Annotated in this window: 20 protein-coding genes and 1 riboswitch; of the genes, 16 read left to right on the top strand and 4 right to left on the bottom strand. The window is 43.5% G+C overall.

Going from position 1 to position 22,102, the window contains the following annotated elements; translation table 11 throughout:
* Nucleotides 1-83: 83 nt before the first annotated feature.
* Nucleotides 84-204: riboswitch (SAM riboswitch) on the bottom strand.
* 279 nt (nt 205-483) lie between these two features.
* The 5 genes from cydD to HC179_RS12470 all read left to right on the top strand — a co-directional run bounded on the left by cydD (nt 484) and on the right by HC179_RS12470 (nt 6,731).
* Nucleotides 484-2,217 (top strand): thiol reductant ABC exporter subunit CydD, encoded by a 1,734-nt coding sequence (cydD, locus tag HC179_RS12490; RefSeq protein ID WP_168864583.1) that lies wholly within the window; start codon nt 484-486, stop codon nt 2,215-2,217.
* The gene (gene cydC, locus HC179_RS12485; protein WP_168864582.1) at nt 2,214-3,938 is read left to right on the top strand and encodes a thiol reductant ABC exporter subunit CydC; all 1,725 of its coding nucleotides are present in this window, start codon (nt 2,214-2,216) and stop codon (nt 3,936-3,938) included. The genes cydD and cydC overlap by 4 nt, the downstream gene beginning before the upstream one ends.
* An 83-nt stretch (nt 3,939-4,021) precedes the next feature.
* Nucleotides 4,022-4,255 carry a hypothetical protein gene (locus HC179_RS12480; protein ID WP_168864581.1) on the top strand — a complete coding sequence of 78 codons (234 nt, stop codon included), beginning with the start codon at nt 4,022-4,024 and terminating at the stop codon, nt 4,253-4,255.
* Nucleotides 4,256-4,502: 247 nt separating this feature from the next.
* Nucleotides 4,503-6,212 carry an ABC transporter ATP-binding protein gene (locus HC179_RS12475; protein WP_168864580.1) on the top strand — a complete coding sequence of 570 codons (1,710 nt, stop codon included), beginning with the start codon at nt 4,503-4,505 and terminating at the stop codon, nt 6,210-6,212.
* A 90-nt stretch (nt 6,213-6,302) separates the two neighbouring features.
* Entirely contained in the window at nt 6,303-6,731 is a 429-nt protein-coding gene (locus HC179_RS12470) for a general stress protein (protein ID WP_168864579.1), read from the top strand.
* 249 nt (nt 6,732-6,980) lie between these two features.
* On the opposite strand, the gene HC179_RS12465 is transcribed toward HC179_RS12470, so the two are convergent.
* Nucleotides 6,981-8,393 (bottom strand): LVIVD repeat-containing protein, encoded by a 1,413-nt coding sequence (locus HC179_RS12465; RefSeq protein ID WP_168864578.1) that lies wholly within the window; start codon nt 8,391-8,393, stop codon nt 6,981-6,983.
* 363 nt (nt 8,394-8,756) lie between these two features.
* On the opposite strand from HC179_RS12465, the gene HC179_RS12460 reads away from it, so the two are divergent.
* The 6 genes from HC179_RS12460 (at nt 8,757) to HC179_RS12435 (ending at nt 14,705) form a co-directional block, all read left to right on the top strand.
* On the top strand, nt 8,757-9,686 hold the full coding sequence (locus HC179_RS12460; RefSeq protein WP_168864577.1) for a manganese-dependent inorganic pyrophosphatase: 930 nt from the start codon (nt 8,757-8,759) through the stop codon (nt 9,684-9,686).
* Nucleotides 9,687-10,214: 528 nt separating this feature from the next.
* Entirely contained in the window at nt 10,215-11,471 is a 1,257-nt protein-coding gene (locus HC179_RS12455; RefSeq protein WP_168864576.1) for an ABC transporter substrate-binding protein, read from the top strand.
* Complete coding sequence (locus HC179_RS12450) at nt 11,449-12,315, top strand: ABC transporter permease (RefSeq protein ID WP_168864575.1); 867 nt, start codon at nt 11,449-11,451, stop codon at nt 12,313-12,315. The genes HC179_RS12455 and HC179_RS12450 overlap by 23 nt, the downstream gene beginning before the upstream one ends.
* A 1-nt stretch (nt 12,316) precedes the next feature.
* Entirely contained in the window at nt 12,317-13,120 is an 804-nt protein-coding gene (locus HC179_RS12445; RefSeq protein WP_168864574.1) for an ABC transporter permease, read from the top strand.
* A complete protein-coding gene (locus HC179_RS12440) occupies nt 13,117-14,088 on the top strand; it encodes an ABC transporter ATP-binding protein (RefSeq protein ID WP_168864573.1) in 972 nt (323 codons plus the stop codon). The genes HC179_RS12445 and HC179_RS12440 overlap by 4 nt, the downstream gene beginning before the upstream one ends.
* 35 nt (nt 14,089-14,123) lie before the next feature.
* Nucleotides 14,124-14,705: a CDP-alcohol phosphatidyltransferase family protein gene (locus HC179_RS12435; RefSeq protein WP_168864572.1), complete on the top strand. Its 582-nt coding sequence runs from the start codon at nt 14,124-14,126 to the stop codon at nt 14,703-14,705.
* 290 nt (nt 14,706-14,995) lie between these two features.
* Here HC179_RS12435 and HC179_RS12430 read toward each other — a convergent pair whose 3' ends face one another.
* Both HC179_RS12430 and HC179_RS12425 read right to left on the bottom strand, forming a co-directional pair.
* A complete protein-coding gene (locus tag HC179_RS12430; protein ID WP_010195114.1) occupies nt 14,996-15,142 on the bottom strand; it encodes a lmo0937 family membrane protein in 147 nt (48 codons plus the stop codon).
* 93 nt (nt 15,143-15,235) lie between these two features.
* Nucleotides 15,236-15,385 (bottom strand): lmo0937 family membrane protein, encoded by a 150-nt coding sequence (locus HC179_RS12425; protein WP_148989869.1) that lies wholly within the window; start codon nt 15,383-15,385, stop codon nt 15,236-15,238.
* Between the two features lie 241 nt (nt 15,386-15,626).
* On the opposite strand from HC179_RS12425, the gene HC179_RS12420 reads away from it, so the two are divergent.
* The 4 genes from HC179_RS12420 (at nt 15,627) to HC179_RS12405 (ending at nt 17,730) form a co-directional block, all read left to right on the top strand.
* A complete protein-coding gene (locus HC179_RS12420) occupies nt 15,627-15,815 on the top strand; it encodes a CsbD family protein (RefSeq protein ID WP_060666147.1) in 189 nt (62 codons plus the stop codon).
* Between the two features lie 49 nt (nt 15,816-15,864).
* The gene (locus HC179_RS12415) at nt 15,865-16,101 is read left to right on the top strand and encodes a stress-induced protein, KGG, repeat-containing protein (protein ID WP_168864571.1); all 237 of its coding nucleotides are present in this window, start codon (nt 15,865-15,867) and stop codon (nt 16,099-16,101) included.
* A gap of 313 nt (nt 16,102-16,414) precedes the next feature.
* Entirely contained in the window at nt 16,415-17,293 is an 879-nt protein-coding gene (locus tag HC179_RS12410; RefSeq protein ID WP_168864570.1) for an SDR family oxidoreductase, read from the top strand.
* Between the two features lie 110 nt (nt 17,294-17,403).
* Nucleotides 17,404-17,730, top strand: coding sequence for a YciI family protein (locus HC179_RS12405; protein ID WP_168864569.1), 327 nt, complete (start codon nt 17,404-17,406; stop codon nt 17,728-17,730).
* Between the two features lie 49 nt (nt 17,731-17,779).
* Here HC179_RS12405 and bioB read toward each other — a convergent pair whose 3' ends face one another.
* Nucleotides 17,780-18,790, bottom strand: a complete 1,011-nt coding sequence (gene bioB / locus HC179_RS12400) for a biotin synthase BioB (RefSeq protein WP_168864568.1) — start codon at nt 18,788-18,790, stop codon at nt 17,780-17,782.
* Nucleotides 18,791-19,497: 707 nt separating this feature from the next.
* Here bioB and helD point away from each other — a divergent pair.
* Nucleotides 19,498-21,810 carry an RNA polymerase recycling motor HelD gene (gene helD / locus HC179_RS12395; RefSeq protein ID WP_168864617.1) on the top strand — a complete coding sequence of 771 codons (2,313 nt, stop codon included), beginning with the start codon at nt 19,498-19,500 and terminating at the stop codon, nt 21,808-21,810.
* The last annotated feature ends 292 nt before the right edge of the window (nt 21,811-22,102 follow it).

Below are 22,102 nucleotides of genomic sequence, written 5' to 3'. Positions count from 1 at the left end.
AGAGGGAGAGAGGCTTTAATGCTTTATTGGATAAAAAGAAAAAGCCTTCTATAAGAAGAAGACTTTTATCGAAAAGTACATTCTTCTCATCTCTGCAAGCATCACAGCTTGCTGGAATTAGCACCTTTTCAACGTCCCTTTTATCAGGCGTTGCTGGTTGCTGAGGTGTCTTCGGGCCATTCCCTCAACCTCTCTGGATAAGAAAGTTCACTATTTAATTATCAGAACAATTTAATTATTTTACTAATTTACAACAGGTCTGGGTGAAATGCAATGTTTTTTTCTGGATGAATTATTTTATGCGGTAAAGGAGTGGGGTAGAAGTTAAGAGTGCAAAGATTTTTTTGTCATAAAATGGTCAATCCCAAAAGAGGAAATTACACCGAGCATGTTATATAATGTTAACTATAAAGTATGTGAAACTTTTCACTAACTTGCTATCCTAATCCGATTTTCACTAACAGAAAAGAGGGATTTAACATAATGACGGACTTAAAAACAATCGCAAAATCACATAGAGGGACAAGGATGACCTTGATTCTCATTGCCATTCTGACAGGGGCGACAGTCATTGGGCAGGCATATTTCTTTGTGACCATCGTGGACCGGGTGTTCCTGCGAGGCCACACTTTTCAAGAGATCCTGCCATTTCTAGGTGGCCTTCTAGTTGTATTGGCTGCTCGAGCGGCTTTGACTTATTGGAGCGGTCTCACAGGTGTGAGGCTTGCTGCCAAAGTGAAACGAGATTTTCGGATTGCGTTGCTGAAGAAATTTTCCAACAGTCCGGTTCAAGCTTCTCATAAGGGCCAGTCCGGTCAAAAGGTGAGCGTGATGATGGATACGGTGGATGAAATCGATCCATATTTCAGCAGGTATGTGCCACAGGTCATCCAATCGAGTATCATCCCGATTATGATCTTGATTGCGGCATTCAGCCAGCATGTGAATACAGGTTTGATTATCCTGATTACGGCGCCGTTCATTCCCATTTTCATGATTGTGGTAGGCTTGAAGACAAAGAAAAAATCAGAAGAGCAGATGGATAAACTGAATGCTTTCTCCGGAACGTTTCTTGATACTTTGCAGGGGCTCACGACGTTAAAGCTTTTTGGTTGCTCAGCCAAGCAGCAGGAAACAATTGAAAACAGCAGCTTAAGCTTCCGAGATGCAACGATGGAAGTGTTGAGAATCGCATTTTTGTCCTCGTTAATGCTGGAATTCATTTCGATGCTTGCCATTGGATTGATCGCGCTTGAAGTCGGTTTGCAGCTTGTTGTTTTTGAAAATGTTACGTTCTTTACTGCCTTTTTTGTATTAGTATTGGCACCTGAGTTCTACCTTTACTTGAAAGAGCTTGGAAGCGCCTTTCATACGGGGCGTGGAAGCATGGGAGCCGCGAAAAAGGTGACAGATGAGCTGGCAGAAGAGGAGAATCCTATTGAATGGGGAAACTCTTCTCTTCAAAAGGAGCAGGGTCCTCCTGCTTTACAGTTGAAAAACCTAGGCTTTCGTTATGAGAACCAAGGCTTTGCTATAGAAAATATAACAGTGGATATCCAGCCTTATACGCAGCTTGCTTTGATTGGTAGAAGTGGTGCCGGAAAATCAACACTGCTCAATCTGATGGCAGGGTTGATTCGCCCGACAGAAGGGGAAGTGCTGGTGGACGGAAAGCCATTATTTGAATACAAGGAAAAAGAGTGGTTTGACCGAGTAAGCTATATTTCGCAAAATCCGTATCTTTTTTCCGGAACGATTGCCGATAACATTGCGATTGGTGGGAAAGCGGAAGCAACACAAGATGAGATAAGAAGTGCTGCGGAGAAAGCGGGTATTTTGCCGTTAATTGAATCTTTACCAGAAGGTTTCGGAACGAAGATTGGAGAAGCTGGGAGAGGTTTATCTGGCGGGGAAAAGCAACGATTGGCGTTGGCGCGGGCTTTTTTGAAAAAACCAACAGTCATCCTGTTTGACGAACCGACTACAGGACTGGATCTGCAGACAGAGCGGATTTTGCAGGCTTCTATGAAGGAGCTGGCCAAAACGTCGACAGTTATTACGGTTGCGCATAGATTGCACACAATTAAACAGGCGGACTCTATTTTACTGCTTGAATCAGGCGCGTTGATTGCCCAAGGAACGCATGAGGAGCTGTTCGAAACAGTGCCGGCTTACCGTGAAATGGTGTCTGTTCAGCAAGGAGGGAGCGCAGGATGAGAGAATTAGCACATGTTGTAAAGCTGGTCATGGTGGAGAAAAAGGACATACTTCTATCCATTTTGCTCGGATTCTCAGCAGGGATTACGGCTGTGGGGCTCTTTGCCTCCAGCGGTTATCTTATTTCCAAAGCGGCCCTGGCTCCGCCGATTTATACCTTGACCGTAATGATTGCAGTGTTGAAACTCTTTGGTTTCGCTCGGGCATTCAGCCGTTACGGCGAGCGCTTGTATTCGCATAGGGCAACTTTTACGATATTAAGTAATTTACGTGTTTCTTTTTATAAAAAAATTGAGCCGCTTGCACCTCAGATCTTTCAGAAATACCGCAGCGGTGACTTGCTTGCGCGAATTGTGGGAGACGTAGAAAGCTTACAGAACTTCTTTCTACGTGTGTTCTACCCACCGGTAGTGCTGGTGCTCGTCTTTTTGAGTACAATATTTTTCATTTCCTTTTTCTCCATTTATCTGGCATTGGTGATGTTCGTCGGGTTAATTTTGACAGGCTTTGTGGTGCCGGCAATCTTTGCAGTGGGACAACGACGATTGCAGAGTCGTGTGAGAGAAGAGAGAGGGTTACTTTCTACAGAGGTGACAGAACTGTTCTACGGTTTCCGTGACTTGAAAATCTATCAGCAACTTGCTGTAAAGGAGAAGTTGCTTGCAGATGCTGCGGATTCTTATGTCAGTGAGCAGGAACGTGAAGGAAAACAGGAGATGTTCAATCAATCGGTGAATACGTTTATTACGTTGCTTGTTTCGTGGACTTTGCTTGCACTTGGCGCATATCTGACGGTGGAAGGACAGTTTGATGGACTGTTCCTGGCGATGCTTGTGATGATTTCCTTGACTGTGTTTGAAAATGCCGCGCCGATGGCTGTTTTCCCGAACCATTATGAGGAGAGTAGACGGGCAGCGGTAAGGTTGGATGAGGTGGTCGAAGGTGAGCAGGTTGTAAGTGGCGTGTCTGCTGATGCGACTGTGGAACTACCTGAACAGCAGGTATTTTCTTTTGAGATGAAGGATGTCCGCTTCCGCTATCCGGGAGAATCCCGTTTGACGCTGGATGGGGTGAATATCAGTTTACCTGCTGGTTCTAAAACAGCGATTGTTGGGCCGAGTGGTTCTGGAAAATCTACGTTGTTGCAGTTGCTGCTGAAAATTTATGAGGCAGAGGATGGTTTGGTTTCGTTGGACCAGTGGGACTATGCTGCAGTGGAGCAGGAGGACTTGTGGAGTAAGGCGAATGTCGTTTTGCAGGAAAATCACTTTTTCTACGGTACTGTTAGGGAGAATCTTGCGCTTGCCAAAGATGGATTGAGTGATGAAGAGATGTTGAAGGCATTAGGTGCGGTGAAACTCGACGGTTTTTCTTTGGATGACGAAGTGCTGGAAAAAGGAGAGAACCTTTCCGGCGGGGAGAAACAGCGCCTTGCAATAGCACGTGCGTTGTTGAAGGCAGAACGTTTGTGGCTCTTGGATGAGCCGACTTCCTCCGTGGATGCTATTACAGAAGCGGCAATTATTGAGAAGCTTTTTGAGTTGGCCTCTGAGGATACATTGGTGCTGGTGAGTCATCGTTTGACGGGCCTTGAGAAGATGGATCAAATCATTGTGATGGAGAATGGCCGTGTGGTGGAAGCAGGGGCATTTGATGAGTTGATGAGGTTGCAGGGGTATTTTTATGAGATGAAAGAGATTGAGAAGAGCGTGTTTATGTAGGTTAGTGGTTTTTAAAGTCTGGCTGTCCGGGGAGAGTTCCCTTGGGCAGCTTTTTTCATTGATTAATAGGGATGCTAGGTCAAATGTCCGAAGTTTTTGAAAACTTGACCGAAGATTTTGCGAACTTGACCGAAGATCTTCCAAAGTTGACCGAAGTTTTCAGGAATTTGACCGAACGAATTTTTCAAGTGACCGAAGGCCCAAAATCTTTGACCGAACATCCCCCTGTAAATGTCCGAACCCCCACCAAAAAAGGTAATAAAATGTCTGAACCATTGGGAAAGTTGTCCGAACGGTTTTTCACACCACAAAAGTAGCTCATTTCCATCACTTTTTACTTAAAATCAATAATAGCTTAATTTGCTAAAGACCTTTCCAAAAATAATCTTCTTCGCTTCTTGGAGTTGCTTCGTTCATCACAATGAGGTCCCATCCTAATATAAATTCCATTGACGTGCATCAGCAAAGGGTAGTATAGTAGAATTTAAATGATAATCATTTTCATTAGAGGGTCGAAATAAAAGTAAGCAAGATACATAACAAATAAAAAAGGGTGTGGAAGCATTGGTACGACGGTTTTTCTCGTATTATAAGCCATATAAGTGGCTGTTTATTTTGGATTTTTCCTGCGCCGTTTTGGTAGGTTTGTTGGAACTTGCATTTCCGGTTGCAGTAAATCAGGTAATTGATAGGCTTTTGCCACAGGAAAATTGGACACTTATCGTCTGGGCGTGCATCGGGTTGCTTGCCATCTATGCCATCAACACAGGGCTTCATTATGTAGTGACCTATTGGGGGCATATGCTCGGGATCAATATTGAAACCGACATGCGCAGAAAGTTATTTCAGCACATGCAGAAGCTTTCATTCGGTTATTATGACAACAATAAAACAGGGCATTCTATCTCTAGGCTAACCAAGGATTTAGAGGAGATCGGAGAAGTTGCCCACCACGGACCTGAGGATGTGTTTGTGGCCTTGATGACGCTTATAGGGGCGTTTTTCATCATGCTCACCATCAACTGGAAGCTTGCCATTCTATCCTTCTTTGTCATTCCCCTACTAATGATTCTTGCCATCCATTTTAACAAGAAAATGACACGTACGTTCCGCAGAATGTTCAGTGACGTGGCTGAAATTAATGCAAGAGTGGAGGATAGCATCGGAGGAATCCGGGTGGTGCAGGCTTTTGCGAATGAAAAACACGAACAGAAGCAATTTGCCGTGAACAATGAAAGCTATCGTTCTACGAAACTCGCTTCTTATAAGATCATGGCTCAAAATGTCACAGCTAACTATATGCTGATGCGTCTAGTCACATTATTTACACTCTTATTTGGCACTTTCTTCGTTATCCGCGGGGAGCTTAGCTACGGGGAGTTTGTTGCATTCATTCTTCTGTCCAATATATTACTAGGACCTATCCAGAAAATAAATGCGGTAATTGAGAGCTATCCAAAGGGGATTGCGGGATTCAAACGGTATACAGAAATCATGGATACGGAACCGGATATTGCAGACGCCCCTGGTGCGGTCCATGCAGATCTCGAAGGGGAAATCCACTACCGAAATGTATCGTTTGGTTATGGGGGTAACGAGCGGGTGTTGAAAAATATCAATCTTACAGTCCGTGCGGGAGAAACGGTTGCGATTGTTGGGCCTTCAGGAGCAGGAAAAACAACACTCTGCAGTCTTTTGCCTAGATTCTATGAATTAGAGGAAGGCAGCATCCTCATTGATGGCTATGATACGCGCGAATTGACGCTCGAATCCTTGCGGAGCCAAATAGGTATCGTGCAGCAGGATGTGTTTCTTTTTTCCGGAACCATCCGAGAAAATATTGCTTACGGGAAACTTGATGCGACAGATGAGGAAATTATGGAGGCAGCAAGACGTTCCCAGCTGGATGAATTCATCTCCACACAACCACAGGGACTTGATACCGTCATTGGGGAGCGTGGAGTGAAATTGTCTGGCGGTCAAAAGCAGCGCCTTGCCATTTCAAGGATCTTCCTGAAGAACCCACCGATCCTTATTTTAGATGAAGCGACGTCCGCACTTGATACGGAAACGGAACGAGCTATCCAAGGGTCGTTGACGGAGCTTTCCAAAGACCGGACAACGCTGGTCATCGCCCACCGCCTTGCCACCATCAAAAATGCAGACCGTATTATGGTTGTAACAAAAGATGGAATTGCAGAACAAGGCAGACATGAGGAACTGATTGAGGCGGAAGGAATCTATAGCAGATTGCATCATGCCCAATTCGGATAAGTTACAGGCAAATTATGTAAGTGTGTTTCAACTGCTTCCACAGGGGAATGTATAGAGAAAAGAACTATTCTTTCCTAGGAGGAAACATTAATGAAAAAAACGATATTAGGTGTATATGATACAGAGAAAAAAGCTAGAAATGTAGTAGAAGGATTGATTGTCCAGGGATACCGTGCAGAAGAAATTGTCGTGGTTGCGCTTGGCGATGAAATTGGTTCGGATTACCCCACAGGCACGAGGGTAGAACACATTACTTCAGAAGAAGACGATTCGATGGTCGACAAGCTTTTCTTGCCAGATGAGGCACAGGCACCAAGAGGAGTGGGCAACAAGCTGCTTGAGCTAGGGCTCTCAGACAGAGATGCGCCAATGTATGCAACCGATGTAGAGAACGGCAGAATATTGGTGCTGACGAATGAAAAAGAGAGCCAGGAAGCGCGAACGGTTGAGCCTTGTTTGGAAGGACGTGGTCAGCAACATAGAGTGACTGAAGATACGGCTGTTGGGCAACTGGATTAAGTACAACAATTGGAAAAACGGGAGCGTCTTCATTCAGTGGAGGCGTTCCTTTTTTGTGTTTTGGGGAATTTTTCATTGGAAAAGAAGAGCGGTGATGAGGGAGGACGGAGGAGGGATTTTGGCACGAGGTTGCCACGTTTCGGCACGAACTTGGCCCAATATGGCATCAGCTCGCTCCTACTCGGTCCAATCAACTCCCATTCAACAAGAAAAGCGACGAATCTCATTTGATTCGACGCTTTCTTCCTACTATTCTACAAATTTATCCGACTTATTGCTGTTATTTTTCAATAATACCTTTAATCCGGACCCAATATCGGAAGCAAGGACATAGTTTCTGTCTACAAATACACCCCATACATCAGATCGCTCAGGGGTATATCTGCCAACCTCTGTCGGTTCACTTGGATCAGTGATATCTACAGCAACGACCCCGCCAGCATAATAGCTCAAATATAATGTGTTTCCGTGAACTTTTGGATCATGCACCGTTTTGGAGAACGTCGCATAGGTAGGTGGCGCACCTTCAGGAATATCATGAGTTAGGTCTGTTTTGAATTCGCTCAATAAGACTGGATTTGTCTTATCTTTAATATCGAAAATGCGTGTATATCCGAATGCAGCTTCAAAACCTGATTTTAAAGGCTGATACACTTCACGCGTCTCAATGAGAATCTTCCCGCCTTTTGCCAGTGCAGCTGAATGGGCAGAGCCTTGTTGATCCGCAGCAAAATCAGTACGTCCAAGGTATTCAGGGTTTTCCGGATCTTTCAAATCAAAAATGACCGTTCCCAGGTCCCACATGGATACATATGCATAGCGGCCGTTTTCATCAGCAATGGCGCTATGATTGAATACAGGGCGGGTCTTGCCATCAGGTGATTGCCAGTGATAGCCGTTAAAGTCTTCTGCTACTTCTGGAAGCTCCCTAGGATCAAACTGCCAAAGGGTTGTCGGCTCAGCTGGATTAGAGACATCCACCACCTGGAAATCACGGGACTCACCATGGCTATAATAATCTGCATAAGGACTTGCGGCAAGCACCAATGCGCGATTGCCTTGGGTGGTCAAATACAATTCATGGGTACCTGTCGTCTGTTTTGTCACTTCCCAGAATCCAAGCTTTACCGGCTCAGCTGGATTTGTCACATCATATAAAAGGAAACCGCCCTTAGAATTGGGGTTATTTCGGTTCAATTGCTGCACGCTGACCACAGCAAGGTCACCTTTAAAGTCAGGTGTACTAACGGATTTTACAATAACTTTCTCCTGCCATGTTCCAGGGATAGCGTCATGTGCAAACACGGAAATCTCCTTAGGGTTGGCTGGATCTTTTAAATCAAATACCCGCACTCCGCCATTTGCTCCGTTTCGGGTGTGGGTTCCTACATAGGCATAGCCTTTATGGGAATATACATCTGCAAAAGTATTCTGTTTGCCATCTTCTCTAATTACTCTCATTTCAGGTGCAGCCACTTCTTTAAGGTGTTTCAGGTTTTTACTGCCGTAAAGTTGGGGGACTGCTAAATCATCATACAGTGTCCGTTCCCCTTTTAATAAACCAGTTTCATCTAATCTGTCATGGGCAAACGTCATAGGGGCCATAGCAGAAAAGACGAGCATCCCTGCAATAGAAGTTTTTACGAGAAAGTTCTTTTTCAACTTTGTTCCTCCTAGCAAACTAGTATTTCGGAAAGCTAAAGATATTCCGTACATTAATTGTAAGAAAGAGGTAATAAAGGTTCAAATTCTTATAAGAATATTCAGTTTTTTTAAATTGGATAGTATTCCCCTTGATGAGAGCTTCAGAATGATTTTGTGGTACTATTTTCGTGAAATTATGGCTATGTAAAAGGAAGAGAGAATTCGTAAAGGCAAACATAAAACAAAAAATAGTAAAAAAGTTCCTGCCTTTAGTAGAGGAACATAATTTCATTTTGAATCAGAAGAAATTTTAAGGTAATATACAAAGTGGAAGAGTTAGCACAATTAGCTCGATAAAACATATACGCAAGGAGAGTACTCATGACAAAAGTTTTAGTACTAGGACATAAAAACCCAGATACAGATTCCATCTGCTCGGCAATTGCTTATGCAGAGTTGAAAAAGCAATTAGGCATGGACGCGGAGCCTGTTCGTCTAGGTGAATTAAACGGTGAAACGGAATATGCGTTAAAAGAATTCAAAAGCGAAGTGCCGCGTTTAGTAGAAACTGTTGCAAATGAAGTGAAGGAAGTAATTTTGGTCGACCACAACGAGCGCCAACAAAGCGTAAGTGACATCGATCAAGTTCGCGTGTTGGAAGTAATCGATCACCACCGAATCGCAAATTTTGAAACGGCTGATCCTTTATACTACCGTGCAGAGCCTGTTGGTTGCACTGCGACAATCTTAAACAAGCTATACAAGGAAAATGGTGTGGAAATCTCTAAGCCAGTTGCTGGTTTAATGCTTTCTGCCATCATTTCTGATTCTCTATTGTTCAAATCTCCAACTTGCACGGAGCAAGATGTGCAAGCTGCAAAAGAACTTGCTGCAATCGCAGGAGTGAATGCAGAAGAGTACGGTCTTGCCATGCTAAAAGCCGGAGCGGACCTTAGCGACAAAACAGTAGAACAGCTTATCTCTTTAGATGCGAAAGAATTCCAAATGGGCAACTACAAAGTGGAAATCGCGCAAGTAAACACGGTTGACACAAATGACGTTCTTGCAAAACAAGAAGAGTTGGAAGCAGTAATCACTGCTAATGTTGCGGATAAGGACTTAGATTTGTTCTTACTTGTCGTGACGGATATTTTAGAAAATGATTCTGTTGCACTTGCACTTGGTTCCCAGGCGCCAGTTGTGGAGAAAGCGTACAATGTAACTCTTGAAAATAACACAGCTTTATTGAAGGGTGTTGTATCCCGTAAGAAGCAAGTTGTTCCTGTGTTGACGGATGCATTGACGAAATAAGATGGGTCTCTTCTGATAGATGGACGCATGGATTGATTCTTTTGGCGAGTTAATCTGTGCGTTTTTTTAGATGATTTTTAAGTGTTTTTTGATGCTTTTAAACCGTTCGGTCAATTAAGTGGGAGCTTTGGACAACTTAACCTGTTTTTTGTTAGGGTTCGGACATTTACACTGCGGGGTTCGGTCAACATTTCGAGACGTTCGGTCATCTGAAAAATTCGTTCGGTCAAATTCCGGAAATCTTCGGTCACTTTTGTCAAAACTTCGGTCAAAAACTCCAAAACTTCGGTCAAAAAATGAAAATCTTCGGACATTTGCCTGAAATGGAAGTAAAATCATTCCGCTTGCCCCTCGTCCATAAGCCCTCCCACCAAAAAGTTACCCCAAAAGTGATCCAAATCTCCACCAAAAACGTTAGGTTCCTAAAGAACCTAAACCCACCACAAACATACCAACATTTTAAAGTATAAGAGGATAGTGTTATATATAGATAGAGATAGATTCGATAAAGAGAGAAGAGGGAAGCCCGTGTTCAGGATTAGGTTACTGGTAGTATCAATAATAATCGTTCTATTAATTGCCGCAGCTGGCTGCTCGAACACAAACTCAAATAACAGCGACACTGCCGGCGAAGAACTAAAAGAAAAAGAGTGGAGCGACATCACTGACCTCGCTGAAGGCTCCACGGTCCGAATTTTCATGTGGGGCGGAGATGAAGGAATCAACCGCTACATGGATGAATGGGTCGCACCAAATCTAAAAGAAACCCATAACATCGAACTAGAGCGAGTCCCGATGGATACGAATGAAATCCTGCAAAAACTTTCGACGGAAAAGCGTGCAAACAAAGAAGAAGGGACCATCGATATTATCTGGATAAACGGGGAGAACTTCAAGAATGCCAAAGAGTTTGAACTTCTTTACGGACCATTCCGTGAAAAACTCCCGAATTACCAAAACTATGTAGACACAGAGAGCCTCGACGTCCAATACGATTTCGGTACAGAAGTAGAAGGACTGGAGGCACCATGGGGGAAAGTGCAGTTCGTTTTCCTCTATGACGAAGAAAAAGTACAGACCCCGCCAGCAAACTTAGAAGAGCTAAAAGCTTGGATAAAAGAAAATCCAGGAAAGTTCACATACCCCGAGGCAAATGATTTTACAGGTAACGCGTTCTTAAGGCATGTCCTGTATGATGCGGTCGGCGGCCCGGAGAAATTATTAGAAGACGCCTACAATGAAGAGATTTTAGCGGAACACGAAGACGTCCTCTGGAACTACCTCCGTGAAATCCAACCCTCCCTATGGAGAAATGGCGAAACCTACCCGGCAACTCTAACGGATCTGGATCGCCTTTATAGCCAAGGGGAAGTGTGGATGACGATGGGTTATAACGAGGCGAGAGCGGAAAGTCTTATCAAGGACGGCGTATTCCCTGAAAGTACGAAATCCTTTGTATTAGATTCAGGTTCTATCGGAAATACGCACTTCCTGGCCATCCCGTTTAACAGCCCAAATAAAGCAGGGGCGATGGCGGCCATTGATTTCTTGATGTCCCCAGATGCCCAGCTTGCCAAATACGAATCCACTTATTGGGGTGAAAATATGGCACTGGATCCGACAAAGCTGCCAGAAGAGGCGAAAGAAAAGCTGGCTGACATGGATCGCGGAGCTTCTGTCCTATCCCCGGAAAAATTAAGCGAAAGCCTGTTACCGGAAGTGGATGCGGAATATGTGAACTGGTTGAAGGAGCATTGGGTCAATGAAGTGGTTCAAAAGCAATAGCTGGAGTCTTGCACTCCTTCCGGCTTTTCTTTTTACATTCTGCCTTGTCGTGTATGGACTTTTTATGGCGGCACAGGAGAGTGTGACAACCTTGAACGGTTTTTCGCTGGATGCATATGAAAAAATATTCGGAAACGAGGCATTCCTGCAATCGTTGAAATATAGTCTCAGTATTGCCTTCGTTTCCACGACGCTGTCTCTCCTATTAGGACTTTTACTAACAAAATTTCTATTTGAAACCTTGAAAAACCAGTTGGCACGAACCGTTGTTTGGCTGCCAATGTTATTTCCTCATTTTGTTTGGGGATATATGATGATTTTGCTTTTCTCGCAGACTGGCTGGTTTTCCACCCTGCTCCATGAACTGTCCATCATAGATAGTCCAGATCAGTTTCCTGTCCTGACCAATGACCGCTATGGGATTGGGATCATCATTACCTACACGCTAAAAGAGATTCCTTTTGTCGTCCTTATGCTCCTCCCTGTCTATGCACAGCTAAACCGCGATTTACCAAATGTGGTGAGGACGCTTGGCGGCAACAAATGGCATGTGTTTAAAACAGTCGAGTGGCCATGGTTGTTTCCAGTGCTGATGGAAGCGGGGCTGATTGTTTTTGCCTTTATCTTGGCGGCATTTGAGGTGCCTTATTTACTTGGCACGACCTATCCGAAAATGGTCTCTGTCCTTGCCTATGAGTGGTTTTACCAGGGAGATTGGAGTAAAAGGCCGGAATCATTTGCTGTGATGATGACAGTGACTGCGATTATCTTTGGGATGCTTATCGTCCTGTTAAGTTTGGTTTCAAGATCAAGGTACCGGTTGATGAAAGGAAACGGGATGTAAGATGAGAAGGAATAGAAACTGGAGTTTATTGTATATCATTTTTGCGTTTGTTCTCTTTTTTCCTGTCCTGTTATTGCTGGTGAAGAGTATATCCTACGGTTGGAGGTGGGGGGAAATCATCCCCACTTCTTTTTCTGGAAGAGGTCTCACCGTCCTGCTAAATGATGCGCGCTTTTACTCTGCTGTTGGAATGACGCTTTTGATTGGGATTATCGTTATTCTCCTCAACCTGGTCATTGCTGTACCAGCCGCAAGGGCACTTGCCTTTCACTCTTTTAAGGGGAAAACGCTGGTTGAAGTGGTGCTTCTCCTTCCAATCCTCATCCCGAGTCTCGCCGTGGCGATGGGTATTCATATTACCATGATACAACTTGGTTTGGCGGATCAGTGGCTAGGTGTCGTACTCGTTCACCTTATTCCGACGGTACCATATTCCATAAAAATTTTAAGATCGGGCTTTGAAAGACTTGGACAGAAGTGGGAAGAACAAGCAAGCTCGCTCGGAGGCACAAAAGGGGCAATCCTCTACAGAATTTATTTGCCGCAATTATTGCCAAGCTTCCGTAGTATGGTGTTTTTAATTTTTGTTATATCCTTAAGCCAATATGCGCTCACGTCCATCATCGGTGGCGGAAACGTATTGACGTTGGCTATGTTATATTTTCCGTTCCTGTCGTCAGTGGACGAAGCAGTCATTGCGAGCTTTTCCATCGTGTTTGCATTGCTTCCTATTTGTGTGATGATCGGGTTTGAACTAGTGTTTCGACTGGTGATTCCTTATCAGAAAAGGGTGTTTTTAGATTGAGTGAAAAAATAGTGATAGAAAACGTATCCAAAAAATATGGTGAGAAAAGCATCATCCGTCATATGAATTTGACAATCAATCAGGGTGAAATCATCAGTGTTGTCGGTCCTTCAGGAAGCGGGAAATCCACTTTATTGAAGTGCCTTGCTGGACTGGAACCTGTTTCAGCTGGGACCATCAAAGTGGGGCAAAAGGATATCACCTCCATGCACGCCAATCAGCGTCCTATTGTCATGATGTTTCAACAGCCCCTTTTGTTTCCGCATATGACAGTTTTGGAAAATGTCATGATTGGTTTATCTTTTAAAAGAAAAGGGTCAAAAGCCAAGCGAAAAGAGATGGCTACAAATTTCTTATTAAAAGTTGGGCTTGATGGCTACGGAAAAAATTATCCTTTCGAGCTTTCAGGCGGACAACAGCAAAGGGTTGCGCTGGCTAGGGCACTGATCACTAATCCGCAACTATTGCTCTTGGATGAACCTTTTAGCAGTATCGATAACGAGAAAAGGGACGAATTACGAATATGGGTGAGAAATTTGTTGAAAGAAGAAGGTATTGCAAGCCTTTTTATCACTCATGATATAGAAGAAGCGATGTTGATGGGGGATAGGGTTGTGGTATTTGCCGAGCAGAAAATCCAACAGGTTGGTGCTCCGATAGATGTGTATGAGGAGCCGTCAACACCCTTTGTCGCAAAATTTTATTCCGATGGTCTTCTGATAGGTAAGAAGTCGTTTGTTCATTCAAAAAAGTTAAAGGTAGTGAAAAAAGACTCAGAGTCCATTTACCAGTCATATAGAGGCTCAGTAGTACAGAAAAAAGTAAAACATGGCAGTCTTTTTTATGATATACAGCTGGAAGAACTCAATCAAAAGCTCACACTTCCTTCAACGGAAGATTTGGACCTATCCCAACAAGTATGGGTAACGGTTCAAAAAGAACAGGATATCATTCATTTTAAGAATTGATTTTTAAAATACTCCTCATATAAAGGAAGGTTCTTATGCTAGATACACATGCCCGTAAATATGTACAACCATTGATATCAAACACGGCGGAGCAATTGTTGAAGTTCGGGTTGACACCAAATCAAGTCACAATCATTTCATTCTGTATCGGCGTGTCATCTGGAGCTTTTTTTTATTTTGGCCTGCCAATCCTAGCAGTATTGGTTTTGTGGATTTCGGGCTTTCTTGATGCGGTCGATGGCACCATGGCCAGAAAAACCAAGTCTTCTCCATGGGGAACGGTGATGGATGTTACGTTTGACCGACTGGTTGAGATCAGTGTCATCCTCGGTGTGGCGTTTGTCTACCCAGAAATACAGTGGGCGTTATTATTATTAAGCGTGTCCATCATTTTTTCAATTACGGTATTTTTGACGGTTGGAGCGGTTTCTGAAAAGCAGGGAATGAAGTCCTTTTACTATCAGGCCGGACTTGCGGAAAGAACAGAAGGCTTTATCTTACTTACCCTCATGATGCTATTACCAGCATTTGTCCTCTGGACCACCCTACTATTTCTGGCAGTCGAAATCATCACCGGCCTCCAACGTTTCTTCGAAGCTAAGAGAATATTGGAGTAGCTGAGATATCGTAGCTGGTGATTGGAGCAAAAGGCGAAGACTCCTCGAAAATGCTACGCATTTTCTTTGTGCGATGTATCGCTGCCGAAGCATTCCTTGTCCTGCGGGGGAGTAGCGGCAATGTTGAGACCCCTGAAGCGTTGTGAGGAGGCTCAAGGCCGCCCCGCGGAAAGCGAAGCCATTTGCGGAAATCAACAGCGGTGTCAGTATGATTTTCTTAACACAAAAAAGCTGGAAAGTTTCAGTGACCAACACTGATTCTTTCCAGCTTTTTTCTTTACTTTCTATACCTAAGGCCTTCTGCGACCAGCAAATAGGTTAAAGACTAATGCGATTAGTGCTAAAACAAGGATAATGTGAATGAGGTTCCCTGCGATATCAAAAGAGAATCCAAGTAACCAAAGAATAAGTAAGACTGCAAAGATTGTCCATAACATAGTGAAATGCCTCCTAAACATCTGACATAGTAGCTGTAAGTTTGGTATACCCTTCAGCCACGTCTGCTACTCCTACTAATAATTGGCTATTTGTTACCTGACGCCACGTCTTCTTCCGAAAAGGTTAAACACGATAGCCAATACAGCCAGCACTAGAAGAATGTGAATCAGTCCTCCGCCAATTTCCATCGCGAAACCAAGTAACCATAGAACTAAAAGTACAACAAAGATTGTCCATAACATGTGATTTTCCTCCTAATATAGTTTTGGTATTTTTTTCAACGTCTACACAGAAGGTAATTCCCTAGCGTGAAAAATGTTAAACCAATATTTTTTTTAATTGTTTTTATAGGAGTAGATTAGGACAAAAGTTGGAAAAAGAGTTTGTTCCAAAAATTAGGTTTTAAAATATGTGGAAGAGGAATGAAGTAACTAGTGACGAGCTATCAGATGTCACAAATTGAAGTGGGAGGTGATGTTGATTATGAATCAGACAACCATGAAAGGTAAGTGGAACCAGATGAAAGGTGACGCCAAGAAGAAATGGGGAAATCTCACGGATGATGATCTTCAACAAATTGAAGGTGATCGTGATAAGCTGGTAGGCAAAATTCAGGAACGCCACGGGAAGTCGAGGGAAGAGGCGGAACGTGAAGTGGACGGTTGGATGTAGGTCAGTACTTAAGCATCTTTTAAAAACTACTTAAAGGAGAGGATTTAAGATGGCTAACAACAATAACAATAGTAATAACAGCAACAACTCTAATAACTCTAACAGTTCCACAATGACGTATGAGGAGCGCGGACGCAAGGGCGGAGAAAAAACAAAGCAGGAGCATGGCCAGGAGCACTTCGAAGAAATCGGTCAAAAGGGCGGTAATAAAACGCTGAATGAACATGGCAAAGAGCACTTCGAAGAAATTGGCCAAAAAGGCGGAAACAACTCGAACTCCAATTAACAAGTGCCACAACCATAGAAAAGAACCATAGGGCAGCCGAAAAACAAAGGCTGCTCTTTATCATTTGGAAATAAAAAAAGTGAGTGTGATTTTCAGCTGGTGATTGGAGCAAAAGGCGAAGACTCCTCGAAAATGCTGCGCATTTTCTTCGTGCGATGTATCGCTGCCGAAGCATTCCTTGTCCTGCGGGGGAGTAGCGACATTGTTGAGACCCCTGAAGCGTTGTGAGGAGGCTCAAGGTCGCCCCGCGGAAAGCGAAGCCTTTTGCGGAAATCAACAGAGGTGTTAATAGTGAAAAAAAGGAGTGAAGAAAATGAGTAAAGAACGATTTTATTCCGTACAAACAGAGGGCCAACCGCCACAAGAACAAAGTAAACAACCTGGTGATGAAAACGATATGATTCCAGAACCAATCTGCGACAACCCAAACTACAAGGGTAGCGGTAAACTAAAAGGGAAAAATGCCATCATCACTGGCGGCGACAGCGGGATTGGCCGGGCAGTCGCCATTGCCTATGCCAAAGAAGGAGCAAATGTCAGCATTGTCTACCTTGATGAACATGAGGATGCAAAAGAAACAAAACAAATCGTAGAACAATATGGCGCCAAATGTCTGTTGTATTCCGGTGACATTGGCCAAAAGGATTTCTGCACAGATGTTGTTAAGCAGACAGCGGAAGAACTGGGAGGATTACATATTCTCGTAAACAATGCCGCTGAACAGCATGTGCAGGAGAAGATTGAGGATATTTCGGAAGAGCAATTGTTGCGTACGTTCCAGACTAATATCTTTTCCTATTTTTATTTTATCCAGGCGGCAATGCCATATCTGGATAAAGGAAGTTCCATTATCAACACCGCTTCTGTGGTGGCATATAAAGGAATGCCTGTATTAATGGACTATTCCGCAACCAAAGGAGCAATTGTAGCGTTAACGCGTTCCTTGTCAGAGAATATCGTTGGCAGTGGAATCAGGGTGAACGGTGTGGCTCCTGGTCCCATTTGGACTCCGCTCATTCCAGCATCCTTTGACGGTGAACAGGTGGAGGAGTTCGGAACCAATTCTCCAATGGGACGTCCCGGTCAGCCGGCTGAATTAGCTCCTGCCTATGTTTATTTGGCATCTGATGATTCCTCTTATGTCTCCGGTCAAATGATTCATATTAACGGCGGGACGGTAGTGAACGGATGATAAAATGTATTTTTAGGGACAGTTTGTGCTGTCCCTCTTTTACGTGACTGAAAAAAGGATTTCCTCAAATTTTGTAGAAATTTAAGGGAAGAAAAGGAGTGAGGAAATCCATGAGCATGCAAACTTATATCTATTTACTTAGGTTGCCAGAAAGATTATATGATCCGGAGTGTTGGACGGAAGAGGAGAAAACAATAGTATCTCGGCATTTTTCCTACTTGAAAAAGAATGTGGAAAGTGGAGTGGTCGTTCTTGCAGGAAGAACCGAACAAACGGATGAAACCGGGTTTGGAATAGTTATTTTCTTGGCAAGAAATGAAACGGAAGCAGAAAGGTTTATGAATAACGATCCTGCCGTATCAAGCGAAATCATGACAGGAGAATTGTCACCTTACCGACTTGCGCTAATGAATGAAAAATTCTCTATAGGTGTTTAAAAAGGACAGTGGTACTAGCTGTTCCACTGTCCATTTCTAGGAAATCTGCTTATACACCTGCAAATTGCTGGCTTTCTGTTTCAAATGCATTTTCTTCAATTTCAAAACCAAGGTCTTGGATCATTTGGTAATCCTGGTTAGATGCTTGGCCGCTAGTGGTCAGATAGTCTCCAACAAAGATAGAGTTTGCCATGTAAAGCCCCATACTCTGAAGTGTACGAAGATTGTATTCGCGGCCTCCGGAAATCCTGATTTCTTTTGTTGGATTCACAAATCGGAACATGGCTAGGATCTTCAAGCATTTTAATGGGGTCAAGTCATCCATGCCGGCAAGCTTCGTTCCTTCTATAGGGTGGAGAAAGTTAACTGGAATGGAGTCGGCATCTAATTCTTTCAGTGAAAATGCCATTTCTACAATATCCTCAAGCGTTTCACCCATTCCACAAATCACACCAGAACAAGGGGAGATTCCGGCACTTTTCAATGTTTCAAGTGTGCGAATGCGGTCATCATAATCATGAGTCGTGGTGATCTCGCTGTGATGCCCTTTACTTGTATTGATATTATGATTAAAGCGGTCCACACCGGCTTCCTTTAGAAGTTTGGCTTGTGCATCGTTTACTAGCCCTAGACATGCGCAGATTTTCATATTGTCTACATCTTTTTTTATATCCTGAACGGCTTGTACCACCGTGTCCACATCTCGGTTTGTAGGCTTGCGGCCACTCATAACGATACAGTAGGTACCGATTTTATTCTTCTTGGCTTCTTTGGCTCCGTCGACGATAATTTTTTTGCTGACAAGCGGATAGCTGTCAATTTCAGTGTCGGCTTTCATGGACTGGGAGCAGTAGCCGCAATCTTCTGGGCATAAGCCGCTTTTGGCGTTGATGATTAGGTTTAGTTTTACTTTTTTTCCGTAGTAGTGTTTGCGGATATGAAAGGCTGATTGGATGAGTTCTAATACGTTGTCGTCGTCTTCTTTTAATATTTGTAGTGCTTCTTCCGGTGTTATACGATAGCCGTCTACCACTTTTTCTGCTAGCTGTTTCCAAGTCAAAGTAATCACTCCTATTAGTTTTTACATGAACTGTTGATATCCGTTCCAGGCGCTTCGCTTTCCACGGGCGGTCCGCGAGCCTCACTTCGTTGGAAGCCACTGAAAAACTGATAACGTAAAGTTTTTTATGATTCCTAGCTGGTGATTGTAGCAAAAGGCGAAGACTCCTGAGGGAGCTAGCGCTAGGTGGAGACCCCGCAGGCGTAGCCGAGGAGGCTCTCGTCAGCCCCTAGGAAAGCGAAGCCATTTGCGGAAATCAACAGCGGTGTTTAGTAAAATTTCAAAATCAAGGTCTTTTTCAGTGGCTTCCTTCGTTGCGGGGTCTCCCCTGTCCCTTCCTCCCGTAGGACAAGGAAGGCTTTCGCAGCTTTTCATCGCACGAAGAAAATGCGTTAGCATTTTCGAGGAGTCTGCGCGCCTTCCACTACAATCAACAATGTTACTGTGTAATTTATATGTAAACTTAACAACAATAAAAGTTTACATATAAAAATGGTAGCTGACAAGGGAAAGAATGAAATCTGATGGAAAATTGCAAATTGTTTTGTAAGCGGTTATAATTATTTTTCCGGCAAAAAAGAACAGAAAACCGTTGCGTACTTTGAAAAGGTTCCTTAAGGGATAGTTACCATGAATGGAGAAAAACTCTAGTTCATGGTTTTTTGCGTCTCTACATAAACCTCGGGAGAGTGAAGAGTTTGGCAGAAATGAAGAAAAGACACCCTGATTTTGATCAGGAAGTGGAACGGCTTATCTTTACCAAAAAGTATATGGACATTGTCATCAAAGCAACAGAGCTGGATGAGGAATCCTTTAAATCGAGCTTTAAAGAAGCGTTGGATGGAACTGATTTTTCAGACAGTAGTTTAAGTTATTTGAACATGCTCACCAATGCAAACATGCTCCAGCGTTCGACAGAAGAGATTCGTAGCCTCAAGAAAATCTACCATAAGCCTTACTTTGCAAGAATAGACTACAAGCGGGCCGGCAAAGAGGAAGAGGAGATTCTTTATTTTGGTAAAGCCTCCCTTTTTGATAGGGAAACGCAAGACCCGATCATTGTCGATTGGCGGTCTCCGATAGCAAACCTTTACTATGACGGCAGGCTTGGTGAAGTGGAATATGAAGCGGAAGGGGAAACGTATGACGGCTATCTCTCTCTGAAACGGCAATATATTATGGAAGACGGCGAGCTTCAAGACATAAGGGATGTTGATTTGACGACGACGGACGAGCTGTTACAAGAATCACTTTCGGGCAGTTCCAGCAACCGCCTCACTGATATCGTCTCTACGATTCAAGAGGAACAAAATAGAATCATTCGAGCGGATTTAAATAAACCGATTATCGTGCAAGGAGCGGCAGGAAGCGGAAAGACCACCATTGCGCTTCACCGTATTTCTTATTTCATATATACCTACCAAGATCAATTCCGACCGGAACAACTGATGATCCTCGCACCGAACAATCTATTCATCGACTATATTTCTGAAGTGCTCCCAGAGCTTGGGGTGGACCGGATCTTACAGACGACCTTTATTGATTTTGTCTTAAGCTGCATCGGCAAAAAGGTGAAATTGCGACCTCCGTCCGAGAAGTTGATGGGCTTCATTAACCACGAATATGAGGATCCTGAAATGGTCCAATGGTTGGCAAGCTTTAAAGGTTCGCTAGAATTTAAGGACATCATGGACCGCTATTTATCTGACATCTTAGAAACACTCATTCCAACAGAAGATTTCTACCTGACTTCTAAATTCAAACTCTACACCGCTGAAAAAATGGAGAACCTGATTCGCAACGAATATACCTACCTCCCGTATTATCGTCGAGTAGAAAAGGTGAAAAGTGTCCTGCAAAACTATGTACGTACGGAGAAAAAAGTGCTTTTGCATAAAGTAGAGAAGTTTTACGACCAGAAGCTCGACAAAGCCCTGTTTAATATGCACCTAGACCCAGTTAAAAGAAAAAGCTATGTGACAAAAGCGATGGACAAAAAAGATGCCATGATAGAAGAGATAAAACGGGAGTCCAGAACCGCTGTTAACGCCTTTATCAGAAAGTTGCCGAAGCACACCCTTTTTCACTATTTTAAAGAGCTGGTAACAGACCGGGCTACCTTTGCGAAGTATGCAAGTGATTATTTGGATGACTATCAGATTAAGTACTTTGTCGACTATCAAGTGAAATTGCATAGACAGAAGCAGTATGAGCTAGAAGATCTGGCAGGGTTACTTTATCTGCAGCATCATTTGTACGGAATAGATAAAGATCTCCGTGCTCGAAATGTGGTAATTGATGAAGCGCAAGATTACAGCTATTTTCAATTGGCAGCTTTGAAAAGTGCGTTAGAAACAGATATGTTCACCATCGTAGGGGACCTAGCTCAAGGAATCCATTCCTATCGAGGAATTCAGGATTGGAACAAAGTAAAGGAAGCAATTTTTCCAAGGGCTGCTTACACAACATTGCAAAAAAGTTATCGTACAACAGTGGAAATCATGGAAACGGCCAATGACATTTTGAAGCTATTACCTTTTGAACTACCAAAAGTGGAGCCAGTGGTAAGGCACGGTGCGAAGCCGGTTTTTCATAAATGGTCTACATATGGTGATAGCGCTGCTGAAAAGGCAGAAGTGCTAGAGGCTGAGATTAAGAAGTTGTATTCGGTGGACGGCCGAAAAACAATTGCGGTAATTGGAAAAACGGAGAAAGAATGCAAGAAGATTGAGGGGCTGCTTCGCCGTCATACAGACTTGCAAGTGCAATTGCTACGGGAAAATGAGGAAATCAATCAAGAGGATGTCGTCATCGTCCATGCCCAGTTGGCAAAGGGACTGGAATTCGACGCAGTGCTATTGTGCACGCTAGATGAAGTTTTCACAGAAACGGAAATTGACGTGAAGTTGCTATATGTGGCGATGACAAGACCCTTGCATCATTTAAGCTTTTACGGAAATGATGTAGAAGACTTTTTGCTTGAGCATGTTTCGGAGGAGAAGTTTTTAATAGACGAATAAAAGAGAAGTGACAGAGCCTTTTTAGTAGAGGCTCTGTTTTATTAAGATAAGAAAGCTTATAATTCAGTTGATTTCCGTTCCAGGCGCTTCGCTTGCCTGCGGGCGGTCCGGAAGCCTCCTCGGGCATTCGCCCTGTGGGGTCTTCCCTGTCCCTTCCTCCCGCGGGCGTCTGCGCGCCTTCCACTCCATTCAACTAGGTGACTTCATTCATTTAAGGGTTTATGAAAAAGTATTTAACCGAGTTAACTGGATATTCATAAACGTAACATCTACTCAATTTTTAGCTGTGAAT

The organism is Bacillus sp. RO1 (assembly GCF_012524115.1).
GTDB lineage: Bacteria > Bacillota > Bacilli > Bacillales > Bacillaceae_I > Sutcliffiella_A.
This window is presented reverse-complemented; position numbering and strand designations above follow the sequence as displayed.

Bases quoted from the DNA above. Each gene is read 5' to 3' on its own strand.
- HC179_RS12480 (WP_168864581.1), top strand. From the start codon at position 4,022: ATGTCCGAAGTTTTTGAAAACTTGACCGAAGATTTTGCGAACTTGACC.
- HC179_RS12445 (WP_168864574.1), top strand. From the start codon at position 12,317: ATGAGAAGGAATAGAAACTGGAGTTTATTGTATATCATTTTTGCGTTT.
- HC179_RS12420 (WP_060666147.1), top strand. From the start codon at position 15,627: ATGAATCAGACAACCATGAAAGGTAAGTGGAACCAGATGAAAGGTGAC.
- cydC (WP_168864582.1), top strand. From the start codon at position 2,214: ATGAGAGAATTAGCACATGTTGTAAAGCTGGTCATGGTGGAGAAAAAG.
- HC179_RS12405 (WP_168864569.1), top strand. From the start codon at position 17,404: ATGAGCATGCAAACTTATATCTATTTACTTAGGTTGCCAGAAAGATTA.
- HC179_RS12410 (WP_168864570.1), top strand. From the start codon at position 16,415: ATGAGTAAAGAACGATTTTATTCCGTACAAACAGAGGGCCAACCGCCA.
- HC179_RS12425 (WP_148989869.1), bottom strand. From the start codon at position 15,385: ATGTTATGGACAATCTTTGTTGTACTTTTAGTTCTATGGTTACTTGGT.
- HC179_RS12470 (WP_168864579.1), top strand. From the start codon at position 6,303: ATGAAAAAAACGATATTAGGTGTATATGATACAGAGAAAAAAGCTAGA.
- HC179_RS12450 (WP_168864575.1), top strand. From the start codon at position 11,449: ATGAAGTGGTTCAAAAGCAATAGCTGGAGTCTTGCACTCCTTCCGGCT.
- cydD (WP_168864583.1), top strand. From the start codon at position 484: ATGACGGACTTAAAAACAATCGCAAAATCACATAGAGGGACAAGGATG.
- HC179_RS12435 (WP_168864572.1), top strand. From the start codon at position 14,124: ATGCTAGATACACATGCCCGTAAATATGTACAACCATTGATATCAAAC.
- HC179_RS12460 (WP_168864577.1), top strand. From the start codon at position 8,757: ATGACAAAAGTTTTAGTACTAGGACATAAAAACCCAGATACAGATTCC.
- HC179_RS12430 (WP_010195114.1), bottom strand. From the start codon at position 15,142: ATGTTATGGACAATCTTTGCAGTCTTACTTATTCTTTGGTTACTTGGA.
- HC179_RS12415 (WP_168864571.1), top strand. From the start codon at position 15,865: ATGGCTAACAACAATAACAATAGTAATAACAGCAACAACTCTAATAAC.
- helD (WP_168864617.1), top strand. From the start codon at position 19,498: ATGAAGAAAAGACACCCTGATTTTGATCAGGAAGTGGAACGGCTTATC.